11 protein-coding genes are annotated in these 20,408 nt (G+C 69.2%); 10 read left to right on the top strand and 1 reads right to left on the bottom strand.

The features are described 5' to 3' along the window. The first annotated feature begins 181 nt into the window (after positions 1 to 181). From AC0B9F_RS09720 to AC0B9F_RS09710, 3 genes are all read left to right on the top strand, one after another. Positions 182 to 886, top strand: a complete 705-nt coding sequence (locus AC0B9F_RS09720) for a hypothetical protein (RefSeq protein WP_472000484.1) — start codon at positions 182 to 184, stop codon at positions 884 to 886. Positions 887 to 1,095: 209 nt separating this feature from the next. Continuing rightward, a complete protein-coding gene (locus AC0B9F_RS09715) occupies positions 1,096 to 3,888 on the top strand; it encodes an aconitate hydratase (protein ID WP_472000483.1) in 2,793 nt (930 codons plus the stop codon). A gap of 307 nt (positions 3,889 to 4,195) precedes the next feature. Continuing rightward, positions 4,196 to 7,471: a GH92 family glycosyl hydrolase gene (locus AC0B9F_RS09710; RefSeq protein ID WP_472000481.1), complete on the top strand. Its 3,276-nt coding sequence runs from the start codon at positions 4,196 to 4,198 to the stop codon at positions 7,469 to 7,471. A gap of 64 nt (positions 7,472 to 7,535) precedes the next feature. On the opposite strand, the gene AC0B9F_RS09705 is transcribed toward AC0B9F_RS09710, so the two are convergent. Next, positions 7,536 to 11,339, bottom strand: coding sequence for a GH92 family glycosyl hydrolase (locus AC0B9F_RS09705; RefSeq protein ID WP_472000480.1), 3,804 nt, complete (start codon positions 11,337 to 11,339; stop codon positions 7,536 to 7,538). A gap of 444 nt (positions 11,340 to 11,783) precedes the next feature. Between AC0B9F_RS09705 and ngcE the strand changes: the two genes are divergently transcribed. From ngcE to AC0B9F_RS09670, 7 genes are all read left to right on the top strand, one after another. Then, the gene (gene ngcE / locus AC0B9F_RS09700) at positions 11,784 to 13,238 is read left to right on the top strand and encodes an N-acetylglucosamine/diacetylchitobiose ABC transporter substrate-binding protein (RefSeq protein ID WP_472000478.1); all 1,455 of its coding nucleotides are present in this window, start codon (positions 11,784 to 11,786) and stop codon (positions 13,236 to 13,238) included. A gap of 88 nt (positions 13,239 to 13,326) precedes the next feature. After that, complete coding sequence (locus AC0B9F_RS09695) at positions 13,327 to 14,253, top strand: carbohydrate ABC transporter permease (RefSeq protein ID WP_472000476.1); 927 nt, start codon at positions 13,327 to 13,329, stop codon at positions 14,251 to 14,253. Beyond that, entirely contained in the window at positions 14,253 to 15,176 is a 924-nt protein-coding gene (locus tag AC0B9F_RS09690) for a carbohydrate ABC transporter permease (RefSeq protein WP_472000474.1), read from the top strand. The genes AC0B9F_RS09695 and AC0B9F_RS09690 overlap by 1 nt, the downstream gene beginning before the upstream one ends. Positions 15,177 to 15,519: 343 nt before the next feature. After that, positions 15,520 to 16,719: an ROK family transcriptional regulator gene (locus tag AC0B9F_RS09685; protein ID WP_472000470.1), complete on the top strand. Its 1,200-nt coding sequence runs from the start codon at positions 15,520 to 15,522 to the stop codon at positions 16,717 to 16,719. 134 nt (positions 16,720 to 16,853) lie between these two features. Next, complete coding sequence (locus AC0B9F_RS09680) at positions 16,854 to 17,960, top strand: substrate-binding domain-containing protein (RefSeq protein WP_472000909.1); 1,107 nt, start codon at positions 16,854 to 16,856, stop codon at positions 17,958 to 17,960. 204 nt (positions 17,961 to 18,164) lie between these two features. Next, a complete protein-coding gene (locus AC0B9F_RS09675) occupies positions 18,165 to 18,965 on the top strand; it encodes an ATP-binding cassette domain-containing protein (protein ID WP_472000468.1) in 801 nt (266 codons plus the stop codon). Continuing rightward, a complete protein-coding gene (locus AC0B9F_RS09670; protein ID WP_472000465.1) occupies positions 18,962 to 20,254 on the top strand; it encodes a sugar ABC transporter permease in 1,293 nt (430 codons plus the stop codon). Before AC0B9F_RS09675 ends, AC0B9F_RS09670 begins: the two co-directional genes overlap by 4 nt. Positions 20,255 to 20,408: the final 154 nt, after the last annotated feature.

Raw genomic sequence — 20,408 nt, 5'->3', positions numbered from 1 at the left:
CGCCTGTCAGGGGGTCCATTCGGGTGAGTCCTGTGACGGCCCGTCAAGGTCGCCTGAGATGACGTGTACCCCGACATCCGAAAGATACGGGCAAATCAGTCGATGTCCTGATGGTGCCCTCTGTGCGGCATGGAACCCCGGTCTGCGTGTGTCCCTCTCACCCCCCGAAAGGGGGACACAGATGAACATCCGTATGCGGCGACTCGCCGTCGCCGCGGCGCTCGCCTGCTGCTGCACGCTGACCTCGTGCGGCACCGAGCGTGCGGGCGGGCCCGCGGCGGCCGCCGCACCGGCGTCGCCGCGCCCGTCCGTGTCCGACACGTCCTGCGACATGCAGCGGCCGGAGAACACGGACGAGGAGGGCGGCCAGACTCTCCCGGACACGACATCCGACGACCAAGGCGGCCAGACCCTCCCTGACACCACGTCCGACGACCAAGGCGGTCAAACCCTCCCTGACACCACGTCCGACGACCAAGGCGGTCAAACCCTCCCGGACACGACATCTGACGACCAAGGCGGTCGAACCCTCCCCGACACCACCTCCGACGACCAGAGCGGCCCGCCCCCCGTGGACACCGAGGAGGACGCGGACCTCTCGGAGCGCTGGTACTCCATGACCCGTGAGTTCGTCGCCTATCTGAGGGCGAGCACGTCGAAGGGGGACGCCGCCCTCGCCGCCCACGTGCACAGTGTCGGAGTCTGCGCCACTCGGGGCGGCGCCCGCACCCTTGCCCGGGTCCGCGTCGACTACGGCGTGTGGGAGGACGAGCCGCTCCACCGCACCGCCCGGGTGTTCGCCCACTGGCGGCAGTCCCTGTACGGCGACCACGGTCATGTGGACGTCCTGGCCCCGGCCAAGATGATCGCCGAGCGGGACTGGTAGGCGCGCGATGCCCGGTTCCGGGCCCCGCCGGGCAGGACCATCCGGCGCCCATGTACTACTGTTATCTCGACATCGAGATATCTGCCGAGGCGCACCGTAGCCGCCACTCCAGTAAGGCGAACCTAACTTAGCCTGACCTTACCGGACGGCCAAGCCGGCGTGGCGGCACGATTGACGGTGGTACGCGCACATCAATGAAGGAGACTGTCGTGTCGGCGAACAGCTTCGACGCCCGCAGCACACTGCAGGTGGGCGACGAGTCGTACGAGATCTTCCGGCTGGACAAGGTCGAGGGCTCCGCGCGCCTTCCCTACAGCCTGAAGGTGCTGCTGGAGAACCTCCTCCGCACCGAGGACGGCGCGAACATCACCGCCGACCACATCCGCGCGCTCGGCACCTGGGACTCCCAGGCCCAGCCGTCGCAGGAGATCCAGTTCACGCCGGCCCGCGTGATCATGCAGGACTTCACCGGTGTGCCGTGCGTCGTGGACCTCGCGACCATGCGCGAGGCTGTGAAGGAGCTGGGCGGCGACCCGGCGAAGATCAACCCGCTCGCGCCGGCCGAGCTGGTCATCGACCACTCCGTCATCGCGGACAAGTTCGGCACCAACGACGCGTTCAAGCAGAACGTCGACCTGGAGTACGGCCGCAACAAGGAGCGCTACCAGTTCCTGCGCTGGGGCCAGACCGCCCTCGACGAGTTCAAGGTCGTCCCGCCGGGCACCGGCATCGTCCACCAGGTGAACATCGAGCACCTGGCCCGCACGGTCATGGTCCGGGGCGGCCAGGCCTACCCCGACACCCTGGTCGGCACCGACTCGCACACCACGATGGTCAACGGCCTCGGCGTCCTCGGCTGGGGCGTCGGCGGCATCGAGGCCGAGGCCGCCATGCTCGGCCAGCCGGTCTCCATGCTGATCCCGCGCGTCGTCGGCTTCAAGCTCACCGGCGAGCTGCCCACCGGCACCACCGCCACCGACCTGGTGCTCACCATCACCGAGATGCTGCGCAAGCACGGCGTCGTCGGCAAGTTCGTCGAGTTCTACGGTGAGGGGGTCTCCGCCACCTCGCTCGCCAACCGCGCCACCATCGGCAACATGTCGCCGGAGTTCGGCTCCACCGCCGCGATCTTCCCGATCGACGACGAGACCCTGAACTACCTGCGCCTGACCGGCCGCTCCGAGCAGCAGGTCGCGCTCGTCGAGGCCTACGCCAAGGAGCAGGGCCTCTGGCTGGACCCGAAGGCCGAGCCGGACTTCTCCGAGAAGCTCGAGCTGGACCTGTCCACGGTCGTCCCGTCCATCGCCGGCCCCAAGCGCCCGCAGGACCGCATCGTCCTCGCCGAGGCCGCCCAGCAGTTCGCCAAGGACGTCCTCAACTACGTTGAGGTCCCCGCCGGGCAGCCGGGCACGGCCGCCTCCCCGGTCGACGAGGCCAGTGACGAGTCCTTCCCGGCCTCCGACGCCCCGGCCTACGGCCACCAGGAGAACGGTGCGGGCGCCCCGCAGCACGGCCAGGGCACCGGCGCTGTACCGTCCAACCCGGTCCGGGTGACCGCCCCCGACGGCACCACCTACGAGCTGGACCACGGTGCGGTGACGGTCGCGGCCATCACCTCCTGCACCAACACCTCCAACCCGTACGTCATGGTCGCCGCCGCCCTGGTGGCGAAGAAGGCGGTCGAGAAGGGCCTGACCCGCAAGCCGTGGGTGAAGTCCACCCTGGCCCCGGGCTCGAAGGTCGTCACCGACTACTTCGACAAGGCCGGCCTCACGCCGTACTTGGACAAGCTGGGCTTCAACCTGGTCGGCTACGGCTGCACCACCTGCATCGGCAACTCCGGCCCGCTGCCGGAGGAGGTCTCCAAGGCGGTCAACGACCACGACCTCGCCGTCACCTCGGTCCTCTCCGGCAACCGGAACTTCGAGGGCCGTATCAACCCCGACGTCAAGATGAACTACCTGGCGTCCCCGCCGCTGGTCGTGGCCTACTCCATCGCGGGCTCCATGAAGGTGGACATCACCCGTGAGGCCCTCGGCACCGACCAGGACGGCAACCCGGTCTTCCTGAAGGACATCTGGCCCTCCGAGGCCGAGGTCAACGACGTCGTGGCGAACGCCATCGGCGAGGACATGTTCAACAAGTCCTACGCCGACGTCTTCGCCGGCGACGCCCAGTGGCAGTCGCTGCCGGTCCCCACCGGCAACACCTTCGAGTGGGACGCCGAGTCCACCTACGTCCGCAAGCCCCCGTACTTCGAGGGCATGACGATGGACCCGGCCCCGGTCGAGGACATCTCCGGCGCCCGCGTCCTGGCGAAGCTGGGCGACTCGGTCACCACCGACCACATCTCCCCGGCCGGTGCGATCAAGGCCGACACCCCGGCCGGCAAGTACCTCACGGAGCACGGCGTGGAGCGCCGCGACTTCAACAGCTACGGCTCCCGCCGCGGCAACCACGAGGTCATGATCCGCGGTACGTTCGCCAACATCCGCCTGCGCAACCAGATCGCGCCGGGCACCGAGGGCGGCTACACCCGCGACTTCACCCAGGACGGCGGTCCGGTGTCGTTCATCTACGACGCCTCGCAGAACTACCAGGCCGCCGGCATCCCGCTGGTCGTCCTGGCCGGCAAGGAGTACGGCTCCGGCTCGTCCCGCGACTGGGCGGCCAAGGGCACCGCGCTCCTCGGCGTCAAGGCCGTCATCGCCGAGTCGTACGAGCGCATCCACCGCTCGAACCTCATCGGCATGGGCGTCCTGCCGCTGCAGTTCCCGGAGGGCCAGTCCGCCGAGTCCCTCGGCCTGACCGGCGAGGAGACCTTCTCCTTCTCCGGCGTCACCGAGCTGAACAACGGCACCACGCCGCGCACGGTCAAGGTCACCACCGACACCGGTGTCGAGTTCGACGCGGTCGTCCGCATCGACACCCCCGGTGAGGCGGACTACTACCGCAACGGCGGCATCATGCAGTACGTGCTGCGCAGCCTGATCCGCAAGTAAGCGATCCGGCAGGGCAGTTGAGGGCCGCATCCCCGGCAAGGGGGGTGCGGCCCTCCCGCGTGCGGGGTGGCGTGTGCGACGCCGCGGTGCCGCGACAACAACGGTGCGGAATTGGTCTGTACATGACTGTAGCGCTTGGCCGGACAACGATGTCAAGCCCCGGGACGGCTGACCCGCCCGGGTGAACGCCACCGCACGCCTCCCCGCCCCCACGCCCTCTTCCGTGCTACCGCTGGCACACGGTACTGTCCGTGCGGCTTGTGCGACCCGTGGTGCGCGACCCGTCCGCAATGAGGAGGGCCGCGTCATGCGCTTCCGTCCCGTGTCCCTGCTGCTGGCCGCCGTGCTCGCGGCCGCCGGCGGCACCCCCGCCCTCGCGGCGACCGCCGCGTCACCCCCCGGCCTGGTCAAGGACCCCACCACGTACGTCGATCCGCTGATCGGCACGAAGAACGGCGGGAACGTCTTCCCCGGCGCCGTCACGCCCTTCGGCATGTTCTCCTTCAGCCCCGAGAACACCCGCGGCGACGCCACCAGAACCGCGGCGCCCGGCGGCTACCAGTACGACGCCACCCGCATCCGCGGCTTCAGCCTCACCCACATGTCCGGCACCGGCTGCGCCGGCGGCAGCGGCGACATCCCGCTCTTCCCGTACGCCGGAGAGGTCACCTCCTCCCCGGCGAGCGACACCAAGGACGCGGTGTACGCCGCCGGTTTCCGGCACGCCGACGAGGACGCCGAGCCCGGCCACTACCGGGTCGGCCTGGACTCCGGCGTCACCGCGGACCTCACCGCCACCGCCCGCACCGGCTCCGCCCGCTTCACCTTCCCCGCGGACAAGCCCGCCTCGCTGCTGGTGCGCACCGCCAACTCCGAGGTCGGCTCGACCGATTCGACGGTCGAGATCGACCCCGCGCACCGGACCGTCTCCGGCTCCGTCACCTCCGGGAACTTCTGCGGTTTCCTCGACCCGGAGGGGCAGCGGCCGTACTACACCCTGTACTTCACCGCCCGCTTCGACCGGCCCTTCACGGCCTCCGGGACCTGGCAGGACGACAAGCTCACCCCGGGGTCCCGCACGGCCTCCGGCTCCACCGGAGGCTTCACGCACGGCGGCCGGCCCGTCGCGGGCAAGGGCGCCGGCGGATACGTGCGGTTCGCGCCCGGCACCGGCCAGGTGAACGTCAAGGTCGGCATCTCCTACGTCAGCCGCGCCGGCGCCGAGGCCAACCTGGCCGCCGAGAACCCTCCCGGCCGCACCTTCGACGCCGTCCGCGAGGCAGCCCGCCGCGCCTGGCAGGGCCGCCTCGGCGCCGTGCGGGTAGGCGGCGGCACCGACGCCGAGCGCACCACCTTCTACACCGCGCTCTACCACGCCCTGCTGCACCCGAACGTCATCGACGACGTCGACCGCCGGTACCGTGGCCCGGACGGCCGCGTGCACACCGTCGCACTCGGCCACCGCGCCCAGTACGGCACCTTCTCCGGCTGGGACGTCTACCGCGGCCAGGTCCAGCTGCTGACCCTGCTCGACCCACGGACCGGCTCGGACATCGCCCAGTCCCTGTACGAGCTGGCCCGGCAGAACGGCGGCGTCTGGGACCGCTGGCTGCACGGCGCGGCCGGCACCCACGTCATGAACGGCGACCCCTCGGCCCCCGCCCTGGCCGGCATCCACGCCTTCGGCGGCACCCGCTTCGACCTCGACGGCGCCCTCGCCTCCCTGGTCGAGGCGGCCACCGTCCCGACCGTGCAGGACCTGTCCTCCGCCGGAAGACCGGTGCTCTCCGCCGGTCAGCGCCCCTCCCTCGACAAGTACCTGAAACTGCACTACATGCCCTCGGTGTCCAACGCCTGGGGCGGCGCCGCCGAGACCCTGGAGATGTCCACCGCCGACTTCGCGCTCTCCCAGCTCGCCGGCGCGGCGGGGGAGAAGGACACCGCGGCAGCCTTCGCGCACCGCGCCCAGTGGTGGCAGAACAACTTCAACATCGCGGCGCACGGCAGCGGCGGCTACATCGCCGACCGCAAGGCCGACGGCAGCTGGGTCACCGGCTTCACCCCGGCCACCGGCACCGGCTTCGTGGAGGGCACCGCCGCCCAGTACACCTGGATGGTTCCGCACAACCCGGCCGGACTGTTCGCCGCGATGGGCGGCCGGGACACGGCCGTGCGCCGCCTCGACGCCTTCTTCCACACCGCCGACGGCGGCTGGGCGTTCACCGGCGCGGGCGGCGAGAAGTCCGAGCTGGACAACGAGCCGTCGATCAACGTGCCCTACCTGTACGCCTACGCGGGCGCTCCCTACAAGACGCAGGAGACCGTGCGGGCCGCGATGCGCCGGCTGTGGTCGACCGGGCCCGGCGGCATCCCCGGCAACGACGACCTCGGCGCGATGTCGTCCTGGTACGTCTTCTCCGCCCTCGGCATGTATCCGCAGGTGCCCTCCCGCGCCGAACTCGTCCTCGCCTCACCGCTGTTCGAACGCATCGAGATCCACCGCCCCTACGGCAACGACATCTCCGTGCGCGCCCGGGGCGCCGCGGCCGACGCCCCGTACATCCGCTCCCTGCGCGTCGACGGCCGTACCAGTGAACGGCCCTGGCTGCCCGCGTCGTTCGTCCAGCGCGGCGGACACCTCGACTACACCCTGTCCGCGACCCCGGACCGGACCTGGGGGAGCGACCCGGCCGACGCGCCGCCGTCCTTCCGGGCGGGCGAGCAGCCGTACCAGATCGGCGTCGGTCCGACCACTGCGACGATCCCGCCGGGCGGCAGCATGACGACGACCGTGCGGGCCGTGGCGCTGAACGGCGGCAGCGGACCCGACGTGCGCTTCCGCGTCGAGACCCCGGACGGCGTCACCGCCAGCCCGGCCGAGGGCACGGTCACCTCCGGCGCCCAGGAGATCACCCTCACCGCGAGCGCGGGCACCGCACAGGGCTTCTACGACGCGCGGATCACCGTGACCTCCGGCGGCACGGCGTACCGGCAGCCGGTGACGCTGACCGTGGCCGCGCCCGGCAGCCTGCTCGCCGCCTACGACACCACCGGCATCTCCGACGACTCCGGCGACCACGACGAGGCCGACTTCGACGGCGGCGGCTGGAGCTACTCCCGCCAGGCCCTGGCCGTGGCGGGCCTCACCCCGGGCGCCGCGGGCAGCGTCGCCGGGCTCGCCTACACCTGGCCGGACTCCCCGGACGGCCGCCCCGACAACGCCTCCGCGGCCGGCCAGACCCTCCGGCCGGCGTCCCCCGCCACCCGGCTGTCCTTCGTCGGCAGCGCCGTCAACGGCGACCAGCAGGCGAAGGCCACCGTCACCTACACCGACGGCACCACCGGGACCGCAGACCTGGCCTTCACCGACTGGACCGTCGGCGGCGGGGGCGGCACCGTCCAGTACGGCAACGAGGTCGTCGCCCGCACCGCGTACCGCAACGTCGCCGGAGCCGGCCGCGACCCGGTGGCCACGTACGTCTTCGCCACGAAACCGGTCATCGCCCCCGACGGCAGGCGGATCGCCTCCGTGACCCTCCCGCACCACGCGGACCTGCACGTGTTCACGCTGGCCGTGGGCTGAGGACGGGACACGCGTACGGCCCGGGGAGCGGACTCCCCGGGCCGTACGCGCACAGGCCGACGCGTCAGGCGAGCAGTTCGACCTCCGACAGCGTCGCCTCACCGGTGAAGACCAGGCGGTACTTCTGGTACGCGCCCGGGTGCGCCACCGTGAACGCCCGGGTCTGCCGGTCCCACGGGAAGGACTCGCCGGAGCGCTCGTCGAGGGTGCGCCAGGTGGTGCCGTCGGCGGAGCCCTCCAGACGCCAGCCGGCCGGGGCCTTCGTGTGGTCCTTCGGCGAGGTCAGCGTGTACTGGACGGCCTCGGTGCGGGCGGTGACCGGCAGGTCGGCGGTCGTCACCGCGGCCTCGGTCGCCGACGTGTCGTCGAACAGGGCGCCGTCGCCCTTCAGCACGTCCGCGCGCGGCGTGGGCGCCTTGTCGTCGGTGGTGATCGACGCCGGCGCCGCGTTCCTGCCCGTGCCCCACGCCGACGGACGCGGTCCCATGTCGAACTCCAGGACCCCGCCCCGGGCGAGCAGGGAGTGGGGGAGCGCGGTGGACGTCCAGGTGCGGCCGTCGACCTTCAGCCCCTGCACGTAGATGTTGCGGGCGCTGTTCTTCGGTGCCTTCACCACCAGGTCCCGGCCGTTCTCCAGGTGCACGGTCGCCTTGGTGAACAGCGGGGAGCCGACGGCGTACTCGCCGCTGCCCATGACCAGCGGGTAGAAGCCGAGCGCGGAGAACAGGTACCAGGCCGACTGCTCGCCGTTGTCCTCGTCGCCGTGGTAGCCCTGCCCGATCTCGCTGCCGACGTACAGCCGGGAGAGGACCTCGCGGACCTTCTCCTGCGCCTTCCACGGCTGCCCGGCCGCGTCGTACATGTAGATCACGTGGTGGGCGACCTGGTTGGAGTGGCCGTACATGCCCATCCGCACGTCCCGGGCCTCCGTCATCTCGTGGATGACACCGCCGTAGGAGCCGACGACGTCGGGCGAGGCGGTCTCCGGGGTGGCGAAGTACGCGTCGAGCTTGTCGCCGAGGCCCGAGCGGCCGCCGTAGAGGTTGGCCAGGCCCCGGCTGTCCTGCGGTGCGGTGAAGGCGTAGCCCCAGCCGTTGGTCTCGGTGTAGTCGTAGCCCCACACGCGCGGGTCGTACTTCTCCGACGGGACGCGCCAGTTCCCCTGGGCGTCACGGCCCTGGAAGAAGCCGGCCTTGGCGTCGAAGAGGTTCACATAGTCGCGGGCGCGGTTGAGGAAGTACGCCGACTCCTCCTGGTAGCGCTTCTCGCCGGTCTGCGCGTACAGCTTCTGGCCCATCCGCGCGATGCCGTAGTCGTTGAGGTAGCCCTCCAGCGCCCAGGAGAGGCCCTCGTGCGTGTCGGTGCTGGTGTAGCCGAGGAACGGGGAGGTCGCCATGCCCTTGCGGCCCACCCCCGAGGAGGGCGGGACGACGGTGGCGTTCTTCACGGCCGCGTCGTACGCCGCCTTCGCGTCGAAGTCGACACCCTTGACGTAGGCGTCGGCGAACGCCACGTCCGAGGAGGTGCCGGTCATCAGGTCGGCGTAGCCGGGGGAGGACCAGCGCGAGGTCCAGCCGCCGTCCTTGTACTGCTGCACGAACCCGTCGACCAGGTCACCCGCCTGAGTGGGCGTCAGGAAGGAGTACGCCGGCCAGGTGGTGCGGTAGGTGTCCCAGAAGCCGTTGTTGACGTACACCCTGCCGTCGACGATCTTCGCGCCGGTGTGCGTCGGGGTGTCCTGCGCCGGCATGGGGGAGAAGGGCGAGGCGTACCGGTCCTTGCCGCCGGCCTTCTCGAAGCCGGAGTTGGGGTACAGGTACAGCCGGTAGAGGCTGGAATACAGGGTGGTCAGCTGGTCCGGGGTGGCGCCCTCGACCTCGACCCGGCCGAGCAGGTCGTCCCAGGCCGTGCGGGCGCGGTTCTTCACCGCGTCGAAGGACATGCCGTCGGGGATCTCCTGGCGGAGGTTGTCCTTGGCCTGGTCGAGGCTGATCAGCGAGGTGGCGAGGCGCAGGGTGACCGTGCGGTCGTCCCCCGCCGCGAAGCGCAGCCAGCCCTGCACGCCGCTCGACGACCCGTCCGTCACCGGCCGGTCGAAGACGCCGTACACGAACAGCCGGGTCGCGCCGGTGGACAGCCCGGACTTCACGTCGGAGAACCCGGTGACGATCCCGTGCTCCTTGTCGAGCGTCAGGCCCGCCTGCTCGGTGACGTTGTCGAACAGCACGCTCGCGTCGTCCCCGGGGAAGGTGAAGCGCAGCGCCGCCGCGTGATCGGTGGGCGCCATCTCGGCCTTGAGGCCGTTGTCGAACCGCACCCCGTAGTAGTACGGCCGCGCGGTCTCGTTCTCGTGCCGGAAGGGCAGAGCACGCCCGGCGCGCGAGGTGTCCGGGGTGCCCGGCGTGAGGGACGGCATCACCTGGAAGGTCTGCCGGTCGCCCATCCACGGGCTGGGCTCGTGGCTCGCGCTGAACGCCTGGATCGTCGGCAGGTTGTCCGCGTTGTTCATCCGGGCGTAGTCGTACAGCCAGCTCAGCGAGCCCGCGTTGGTGACCGGCGTCCAGAAGTTGAAGCCGTGCGGCATCGCGGTCGCCGGGAAGTCGTTGCCGCGGGAGAAGCCGCCGCTGGAGTTGGTGCCGCGGGTCGTCAGCGCGTAGTCCGCGAGATGCGCCTTCGGCCGCTCCGGCGCGACGGGCCGCAGCGAGATGTCGTCCAGCCAGCCGCGGAAGCGTGCCGGGCCCTTCGGGGAGTCGTACGCCACCAGGATCCGGTCGACGGTCTTGCCGGCCGCGACCGAGCCGATCCGGGAGGCCACGTTGTTCCACTGGTTGACGTAGAGCACCTTCGCCGCGCCCTGCCCCTGCGGGGTGAGCGCGAACCCGTGCTGGTCGGTGGCGCCGAGGCCGCTGAGATAGGTGCCGTCGGTGAAGGCGAGGTCGACGGAGACGTTGGTGGCGTCGTAGTCGCGGTCGCCGTCGGCCATCGACGGGAAGATCCGGTAGGACAGCTGGGTGGCCCGGGTGACGCGCACGTCGACGTCGAAGACCTTGTTGAACGAGTACGCGCGGCCCTCGGCGGTGTGCCGTCCGGCGTAACGCAGGGCGCGCTTTCCGGTGAATCCGGCGCCCGCCTTGGCGGTCGGGGATCCGCTCGGGCCGCGGTCGACGAGCGAGAGCATGTCCTGGGGCACCGGGCCGCCCGCGGCGCCGGTGGAGAACTGCACGTCGGCCAGTTGCAGGATGCCCGAGGCGCCGTTGTTCCGGGTGACCTCCAGCCGGAAGTGCGCGTACTCGGCGGGCTCCGCCAGGTCGTATGTCTTTGTCTGGAAACGTTCGCCGAAGGATTCGCCCGAGCGGGTGTCGAGCGTCTTCCAGTCCTTGCCGTCGGTGGAGCCCTTCAGGGTCCAGTCCCTGGGGTCGCGCTCGGCGGCGTCATTGGCCGAAGTGAGCGCGTACGTAGTGATTTTCTGCGGTGTGTCCAGGTCGAATTCGGCCCAGCCCGTCGGCTCGAAGGTGAGCCACTTGGTGCTCGGTTCGCCGTCGACGAGGTTCTCCTTCACCTCGCCGGCGCCCGTGTTCTCCCCGCTGGCCCGCACATCCGTGACATGGTCGGTGACATTGCCCGGTATGCCGCTCGCGTAGCCGCCGTCCACGCCGGACGCGCGCTTGCCGCCGTCGGGCGCGGAGTCGACGGTGCTGAGCCAGTCGGGCGCCGGATCGCCCGCCTCGAAGGACGATGTGAAGGACCGGGCGGAGGCCGGGGCCTGCCGGGGCAGCGCCACCGCCGCCCCCTGGGCGCCCGCCGCCATGACAAAGGCGGCCGTGAGAACGACCGCCGGACCGTATTTGTGCCGAGTTCTGCGCCGCATCGCCGAGCACACCCTCCCTGCGCAGTGGACAACGTTGTCAGCTACTTCGCGCAGGAACCAGTAGGGGGTGAAGTGGCCAGGAGTGTCAAGGGTGTTGGGTGCGCCGTTCGGGGGCTATGTCGGCAATTCTTCCGTCACGGGATCCACAGGCGGCTCATATGTCCGCGAGGTCTCAACTCGGAAAAGACCCGTGGCCAACCTTGCATTCGATCTTGCTCCGGCGACCGGAAGTGGACTATACCTGTCGGCGATTCACACGATCTGCACGAGCTCGCGGCACGTCCTGTTCCACCTCTTGCGCCACCTCCTGCCCCACCCCTGCCCACCCCTGTTCCACTCCTGCTTCACTCCTGTTCCACCTGCTTCACCCTGCTTGACCCGATTGCGGTGCCGGGGAGGATCCGGTTCACCGCCTGAGTCCTGTGAGAAGGCGAGGACTTGAGCATGGGATCCACTTCCGCAGCAAACAACGGCACCGACGGCGTCGGCCGCCGCGCTCTGATCAAGCGGTCAGCCGCGCTGGGCCTGGTGTCCGTACCCGCGATGGGCTTTCTGTCCGCGTGCGCCAGCGGCGGCGGCAGCGACAACAACGAGAAGGCGAAGGCGGGCAAGAAGACCGCCCAGAACCCGCTGGGCGTCAATGACACCGCCCAGATGGAGTTCGTCCTCTTCGACGGCGGTTTCGGCAAGGAGTACGCCGAGGACGCGACGAAGATCTACGCCAAGAACTTCCCCAAGGCGCACGTCAAGTTCTCCGCCACCCAGAAGATCCAGTCCACCCTGCAGCCCCGCTTCAACCAGGGCAACCCGCCGGACCTCATCGACAACTCCGGCGCCGAGCAGATGGACATGGGCGTCCTGGTCGGCAAGAACCAGCTCGCCGACCTCACCGCGCTGCTGGACGCCCCGTCCTACGACGACCCGAAGAAGAAGGTCCGCGACACGCTGCGCCCCGGCATCGTGGAGATGGGCCAGTTCGACGGCCGGCAGGTCTGGATCCTGTACTACGCCTACACCGTGTACGGCGTCTGGTACTCGCAGAAGGCGCTGGACGCGCTGGACGAGAAGTACCCCGAGACCTGGGACCAGATGCTCGCGGTGTGCGAGAAGGCCAAGAAGAAGGGCATGGCCGGCTGGACGTACGCCGGCAAGTACCCGTACTACCTGCCCTTCTCCCTGTATCCGATGATCGGCAAGGTCGGCGGGCGCGAGGTGCTCGACGCCATCGACAACCTCGAGCCGAACGCCTGGAAGCACCCGGCCGTCAAGGCCTGCTTCGAGGCGTACTACGAGCTGTACAAGAAGGGCTACGTCCTCCAGGGCACTCCGGGCCTGGACCACATCCAGTCGCAGACCGCGTGGGCCAAGGGCAAGGCGCTGTTCATCCCGAACGGCTCCTGGGTGGAGAACGAGTCGGCGAACGTCATCCCGGCCGACTTCAACCTCGCCGTGTCCGCCCCGACCGGCCTGGACGCCTCGGACAAGATGCCCTTCGGCACCATCTGGGCCTCCGGCGGCGAGCCGTTCATCGTGCCGGCCAAGGCCAAGAACGGCACCGGCGGCATGGAGCAGCTGCGCATCATGCTCAGCGAGGCGTCCTCGAAGAACTTCACCGCCAAGGTGAAGTCGCTGACCGCGTACAACGGCGGCACCGACGGCATCGCCCTCACCCCCGGCCTGAAGTCGGGTGTGGCGGCGCTGGACAAGGCCGGCCAGAACGTGGTGAACCCGCGGCTGCAGGACTGGTACGTCCAGCTGCAGAAGGAGAAGATCGGCGTGTCCGGTCTCGGCGAGATGATGGCCGGCCGCCTCACCCCGGCGGAGGCCATCAAGAAGATCCAGGGATTCGCCGACGAGACCGCCAAGGACAGCTCGATCAAGCACTACAAGCACCAGTGACGAACCGTCACCACAGCCCGCCCGGCGCCCTGACCAGCCCGGGCGGGCCCTGGTGGCAGTGCCCGCCCACAGATCGGGGTCGGTAGTAATGCAGCACGGTAAATACCGGTTCATCGTGGGGTTCCTGGCGGTACCCCTGGGGCTGTACGCCCTGTTCGTGGTGTGGCCCTTCATCCAGTCCATCTACTACTCGTTCACGGACTGGACGGGCCTGAGCCCCGAATTCAAGATGGTCGGCTTCGACAACTACAAGAGGATGCTCGACGACGACATCTTCTGGAAGTCGTTGCAGCACAGCCTGTTGTTCGCCCTGGTGCTGCCGCTGGTGACCCTCAGCCTGGCACTGTTCTTCGCCTTCATGATCAATGTCGGCGGGCGGCGGAGAAAGGGCGGGCCGGTCATTTCCGGCGTGCGGGGGTCGTCGTTCTACAAAATCGTGTACTTCTTCCCGCAGGTGCTCTCCATCGCGATCGTGGCCCTGCTGTTCGCCTTCGCGTACAACCCGGAGAGCGGCGCCATCAACTCGGTCCTGCGGGGAATCGGGCTGGACAGCGTGCAGCCGCTGTGGCTGGGTGATCCGAATCTGGCGCTGTGGTGTGTGATGGCCGTGCTGGTCTGGTCGACGGTCGGTTTCTTCGTGGTGCTGTTCTCGGCGGGCATGGCGTCGATCCCGGCGGACCTGTACGAGGCCGCGCTGCTGGACGGGGCGAACCGCTTCACCACGTTCTTCCGCATCACCCTGCCGCTGCTGTGGGACACCGTGCAGTCCGGCTGGGTGTACATGGGCATCCTGGCGCTCGGCGCCGAGTCGTTCGCGGTCGTGCAGATCATGACGACCGGACCGGGCGGCCCCGACTACTCGACCACCGTCATGGTCCTGTACGTGTACCAGAAGGCGTTCCGTGACGGGCAGGCCGCCTACGCCACCACCATCGGCGTCGCCCTGCTCCTCGTCACGCTGGCCTTCGCGGCCGTCGTCATGCGGCTGGGCCGGCGCGAGCGGCTGGAGTACTGATGAAGACGACCGAGTCCCCCGCCCCGATCCCGGCCGAGCCGGGCCTGCCGGTCACCAAGGTGGACGTACCGGCGAAGAAGCCGCCCGCGGCGAAGAAGGAGGGCAGTGTCCTCAACGTCTTCTCGCACGGCATGCTGGTCCTCTGGGCGATCATGGTGGTCATGCCGCTGCTGTGGGCGGTGATGACGTCCTTCAAGGACGACAGCTCCATCTTCGGCTCGCCCTGGTCGCTGCCGGACAAGCTGCACTTCGACAACTGGGCGCGGGCCTGGACCGACGCCCATATGAGCGACTACTTCCTGAACACCGTCCTGGTGGTCGGGGGCTCGCTCATCGGCACGCTGGTGCTGGGCTCGATGGCGGCGTATGTCCTGGCCCGCTTCGACTTCCCCGGCAACCGCTTCATCTACTACCTGTTCGTCGGCGGCATGAGCTTCCCGATCATGCTGGCGCTGGTCCCGCTGTTCTACGTCGTGAACAACATGGGACTGCTGAACACCATCCACGGCCTGATCCTCGTGTACATCGCGTACTCGCTGCCGTTCACGGTGTTCTTCCTGACCGCGTTCTTCCGCTCGCTGCCGACGTCGGTGGCGGAGGCGGCGTTCGTGGACGGCGCCTCGCACAGCCGGACGTTCTTCCAGATCATGCTGCCGATGGCCAAGCCGGGCCTGGTCAGCGTGGGCATCTTCAACTTCCTGGGCCAGTGGAACCAGTACATGCTCCCGACGGTCCTGAACGCCGACCCCGACAAGCGGGTCCTCACCCAGGGCCTGGTGCAGCTGGCCGTCAGCCAGGGGTACAAGGGCGACTGGTCGGGCCTCTTCGCCGGCCTGGTGATGGCGATGCTCCCGGTACTGGCGGCGTACATCGTCTTCCAGCGCCAGGTGGTCCAGGGGCTGACCGCGGGGGCGCTGAAGTAGCCCCGGCGGCCGCAGCGACCGCGAACGCGACGACACGTACGCCGCTCCCGAGGGGGCGGCGTACGCGTGTGCCGGGCGCCGGGGGTGCTCCCGTCCCGTTCCGGGGTACTCCGGCCCGGAAACGGCCGGTACGGGAGGCCCCGCCCCCCGTCCCGCGTAGCCCTGTGCGACCGTGTGGACGCGTCCCGTTCCGCCGCCGGAGACTGCCCGTGAGGGCTCGATCACGGAGGTGGAAAGTGTTCAACCTCTTGACGGGAGTCACCCCGAACGGCTCAGCTTAGAGTTCACTAGTTGGACATAGAGCGGGGCCTCATCGAAGCGGTCCCGTGCGCAGGAGGTCGTCGTGGAGACTCCGGGGTCGCAGTCGTCGCTGCACCGAGCCAACCTGGAGCGGGTCGTACGCGCCGTTCGGCTGGCGGGATCGCTCACCCAGGCGGAGATCGCGAGGACCACGGGCCTGTCCGCGGCAACGGTCTCCAACATCGTCCGGGAACTCAAGGACGGGGGAACGGTCGAGGTCACGCCCACCTCGGCGGGCGGCCGCAGGGCCCGCAGCGTCAGCCTCAGCGGAGACGCCGGCATCGTCGTGGGCGTCGACTTCGGGCACACCCATCTGCGCGTCGCCGTGGGCAACCTAGCCCACCAGGTGCTCGCCGAGGAGTCCGAGCCGCTGGACGTCGACGCCTCCTCCGCGCAGGGCCTGGACCGGGCCGAGGAGCTGGTGAATCGCCTGATCGCAGCAACGGGGGTCGACCGGTCCAAAGTCGCCGGCGTGGGCCTCGGCGTCCCGGGCCCGATCGACGTCGAGTCCGGCACCCTGGGGTCCACCGCGATCCTGCCGGGCTGGACCGGCACCAAGCCCGCCGAGGAGCTGAAAGAGCGCCTGGGCGTGCCCGTGCACGTGGACAACGACGCCAACCTCGGCGCCCTGGGTGAGCTGGTCTGGGGCGCCGGCCGGGGCGTGCGCGACCTGGCGTACATCAAGGTCGCCAGCGGTGTCGGCGCCGGTCTGGTGATCGACGGGAAGATCTACCGCGGTCCCGGTGGCACTGCGGGAGAAATCGGACATATTACTCTTGATGAATCCGGACCGGTCTGCCGCTGCGGGAACCGCGGCTGCCTGGAGACCTTCACGGCCGCGCGCTATGTGCTGCCGCTGCTCCAGTCCAGCCACGGGACCGACCTCACCATGGAAGGCGTCGTACGGCTGGCCAAGGACGGAGACCCGGGCTGCCGTCGGGTGATCGCCGACGTCGGCCGCCACATCGGCAGTGGAGTGGCCAATCTCTGCAATTTGCTGAACCCGAGCCGGGTCGTCCTGGGCGGTGATCTCGCCGAGGCCGGTGAGCTCGTACTCGGGCCGATCAGGGAGTCCGTCGGCCGCTACGCCATCCCCAGCGCGGCGCGCCAACTCTCCGTTCTCCCGGGGGCACTTGGCGGCCGGGCGGAGGTGCTCGGAGCGCTCGCTCTCGCACTCAGCGAGATGGGCGATTCGACACTTTTGGACGGAACGCCGGCTACGGCTGTGCCTGCCTTCACTTAGAGAACGGATGGCACCGTTGCCATCTCGTTAAGGATTTACTTCTTGACGTCGTACCGGTGGCCGAGTTGACTTCCAGCCACCTCGGCCGCAACGACGCGGCCTCGTCAGGGAGGTTTTTCGAAGTGAACACGCGTATGCGTCGTGCCGCCGTAGCCGTTGCCGCTGGTGCGATGGCCGTTTCGCTCGCCGCCTGCGGCAGCGCGAAGGAGTCCGGCGGCAGCAAGACCGAGTCCTCCGGCTCCGCGGCCGCCAAGGGCAACAACATCAAGGTCGGTCTGCTCCTGCCGGAGAACAAGACCGCTCGCTACGAGAAGTTCGACCGTCCCCTGATCGAGAAGAAGATCAAGGAGCTGACGGGCGGCAAGGCGACCATCCAGTACAACAACGCCCAGCAGAACGCCAACCTCCAGGCCCAGCAGGTCGACACCATGATCACCAACAAGGTGGACGTGCTGATCCTGGACGCGGTCGACGCCAAGGCCATCCAGAACTCCGTCAAGAAGGCCTCCGACGCCGGCATCAAGGTCGTCGCCTACGACCGCCTGGCCGAGGGCCCGATCAGCGGCTACACCTCGTTCGACAACGAGGAGGTCGGCAAGACCCAGGGCAACGCCCTGATCAAGGCGCTGGGCGCCAAGGCGACCAAGGCGTCCAAGATCGTCATGATCAACGGCTCGGTCACCGACCCGAACGCCGCCCAGTTCAAGAAGGGCGCCCACTCCGTCCTCGACCCCAAGGTGACCATCGCCAAGGAGTACGACACCAAGGAGTGGTCGCCGGACAACGCCAACTCCGAGATGGAGGCGGCGATCTCCGCGGTCGGCAAGAACAACATCGCGGGCGTCTACTCCGCCAACGACGGCATGGCCGGCGGTATCATCACCGCCCTCAAGGCCGCCGGCGTGAAGGTCCCGGTCACCGGCCAGGACGCCGAGCTGGCCGGCGTGCAGCGCATCGTCACCGGCGACCAGTACATGAGCGTGTACAAGCCGTACGCGCCGGAGGCCGACGCCGCCGCCGAGATGGCCGTCGCCCTCGCCAAGGGCCAGTCCGTGGACTCCATCGCCAAGGACAAGGTGTCCAGCGGCAGCGCCCAGAACGTCCCGTCCGTCCTGGTCCCGGTCACCTCGCTGACCCAGGCCAACATCAAGGACACCGTCGTCAAGGACGGCATCTACACCGTCGACGAGATCTGCACCGCCAAGTACAAGGCGGCCTGCGACAAGATCGGTCTGAAGTAGGTCCGGCCGTCCGCGCCCGCCGAGCCGCCCCCGAGCAGGCCCGGCGCACGCGGACCGGCCCCCACAAGCAGCATCCGCTGCTTCCCCGCTCCTCCGGCGCCCCGCGCATCGGACAGCCCCGCAAGCTCAGTGGCGGGGCGCCGGACGGAACACCCCCCATAACTCTTCTGCACAACCCTTCCGCCGGGTCAGGCGGCGAAGGAGATGGTTCACGTGTCCGCTACGCCCGTGCTGGCGTTGCGCGGGGTCTCCAAGCGATTCGGTGCCGTTCAGGCGCTCACCGACGTAGAGCTTGAGGTCCACGCCGGTGAAGTGGTCGCCCTGGTGGGCGACAACGGCGCCGGAAAATCCACGCTGGTCAAGACGATCGCCGGCGTGCACCCGATCGATGAGGGCGCCATCGAATGGGAGGGCAGGAAGGTCTCGATCAGCAGGCCGCACGACGCCCAGTCCCTCGGCATCGCGACGGTCTACCAGGACCTCGCGCTGTGCGACAACATCGATGTCGTCGGCAACCTCTTCCTCGGCCGCGAGCTGCGGAAGTGGGGCGTCCTCGACGAGGTCGAGATGGAGCGCCGCGCGCAGGAACTGCTGCGCACCCTCTCGATCCGCATACCCAGCGTCCGGATCCCGATCGCCTCGCTCTCCGGCGGTCAGCGCCAGACCGTGGCCATCGCGCGTTCCATGCTCGGCGAGCCCAAGCTGGTCATCCTCGACGAGCCCACCGCCGCCCTCGGCGTCGAGCAGACCGCACAGGTCCTCGACCTGGTGGAGCGGCTGCGCGAGCGCGGGCACGCCGTCATCCTCATCAGCCACAACATGGCCGACGTCAAGGCCGTCGCCGACAAGGTCGCGGTCCTGCGTCTCGGCCGTAACAACGGTGTCTTCGAGGTCAAGACGACCTCGCAGGAAGAGATCATCTCCGCCATCACCGGCGCCACCGACAACGCAGTGACCCGCCGTGCGGCCCGCACGTCCAGCACGACCGGGGAGGTTTCCAAGTGAGCATCGACAAGACCTCCACGACACCGCAGGACGAGCAGGTCGTGAACCCCGAGGCAGCCGTCGGCGCCGATGTCGCCGTCGACCCCCGGCTCCTGGTCCGTGAGCAGGGTCTCGCGGGCTATCTGGGTGAGTTCAAGCGCAAGCTGAAGGCGGGCGAGCTGGGCTCCATGCCCGTCGTCCTCGGCCTGATCATCATCTGCGTCGTCTTCCAGAGCCTGAACTCCGAGTTCCTGTCCGCGCAGAACCTCAGCGACATCACCGTCACGATGGTCGGCACGGGCATGATCTCCGTCGGCATCGTGTTCGTGCTGCTGCTCGGCGAGATCGACCTGGCGGTCGGCTCGGTCAGCGGCGCGGCCAGCGCCATCGCCGCCGTCCTCGCGGTCAACCAGGGCTGGCCCGAATGGGCGGCCGTCCTCCTGGCGGTCGTCGCCGGCTGCGCCATCGGCGCCCTGCACGGCTTCTTCTTCGCCGTCCTCGGCGCACCCGCGTTCGCCGTCACCCTGGCGGGTCTGCTGTTCTGGCTCGGCTTCATGCTGAAGGTCCTCGGCGAGAACGGCACGATCAACCTCGACAGCGAGGGCCTCATCGGCAAGCTGACCACGTACTTCTTCACGGACGTGGCCGCCGCGTACGTGCTGGCCGCCGTGGTCGTGGTGGTGTTCTTCCTCACCTCCTTCCTCGGCAACCGGCGCCGTGAGGCCGTCGGCATCCCGTCGCGGCCGCTGAGCGACACCCTCCTGCGCACGGTCCTGCTCGCGGTGATCTCCTTCGCCGCCGCGTACATGTACAACCAGTACAAGGGCCTGCCGCTGGCCACGGTGATCTTCCTCGTGTTCCTGATCGGCACGGACTTCCTGCTGCGCCGCACCACCTACGGCCGCAAGGTGTTCGCGCTCGGCGGCAGCGTGGAGGCCTCCCGGCGTGCGGGCATCAACGTCACCGCGGTCCGGATCTCCGTGTTCGCGATCTCCGGTGGGTTCGCGGCGATCGGCGGCCTGTTCCTGGCGTCGAAGATCGCCTCCGCCAACCAGAGCGCCGGCACCGGTGACCTGCTGATGAACGCGATCGCCGCGGCGGTCATCGGCGGTACGTCGCTGTTCGGCGGACGGGGCCGGACGTGGAACGCGCTGCTCGGTGTGCTGGTGATCGTCTCCATCCAGTACGGCCTGCAGCTGGAGTCCATCGCCGAGCCGGTGAAGTACATGATCACGGCGGCGGTGCTGCTCACCACTGTCGTCATCGACTCCATCACCCGTAAGACGCAGAAGACCGCGGGTCGTGCGTAGTACGGCGGCTGCGGGACGTGGTGGGTTGCTCGCGCAGTTCCCCGCGCCCCTTTAGGTCGGACCAGTGCCCGGTGCCTCCATGGCGCCGGGCACTGCTGTGTCACTGACCCGGACATCGTTTCTCCGGGCGGAACATTAGACTCGACAAGCCCGG

This window comes from Streptomyces sp. NPDC097129, assembly GCF_055668065.1.
The sequence above is the reverse complement of the archived record's forward strand: the minus strand, read 5'-3'. Positions and strand labels throughout refer to the sequence as shown.

What these genes read in the sequence shown, in the direction of transcription:
- ngcE (WP_472000478.1), top strand. Translation starts at nt 11,784, where the DNA reads ATGGGATCCACTTCCGCAGCAAACAACGGCACCGACGGCGTCGGCCGC.
- AC0B9F_RS09680 (WP_472000909.1), top strand. Translation starts at nt 16,854, where the DNA reads ATGCGTCGTGCCGCCGTAGCCGTTGCCGCTGGTGCGATGGCCGTTTCG.
- AC0B9F_RS09710 (WP_472000481.1), top strand. Translation starts at nt 4,196, where the DNA reads ATGCGCTTCCGTCCCGTGTCCCTGCTGCTGGCCGCCGTGCTCGCGGCC.
- AC0B9F_RS09690 (WP_472000474.1), top strand. Translation starts at nt 14,253, where the DNA reads ATGAAGACGACCGAGTCCCCCGCCCCGATCCCGGCCGAGCCGGGCCTG.
- AC0B9F_RS09675 (WP_472000468.1), top strand. Translation starts at nt 18,165, where the DNA reads ATGGTTCACGTGTCCGCTACGCCCGTGCTGGCGTTGCGCGGGGTCTCC.
- AC0B9F_RS09705 (WP_472000480.1), bottom strand. Translation starts at nt 11,339, where the DNA reads ATGCGGCGCAGAACTCGGCACAAATACGGTCCGGCGGTCGTTCTCACG.
- AC0B9F_RS09695 (WP_472000476.1), top strand. Translation starts at nt 13,327, where the DNA reads ATGCAGCACGGTAAATACCGGTTCATCGTGGGGTTCCTGGCGGTACCC.
- AC0B9F_RS09720 (WP_472000484.1), top strand. Translation starts at nt 182, where the DNA reads ATGAACATCCGTATGCGGCGACTCGCCGTCGCCGCGGCGCTCGCCTGC.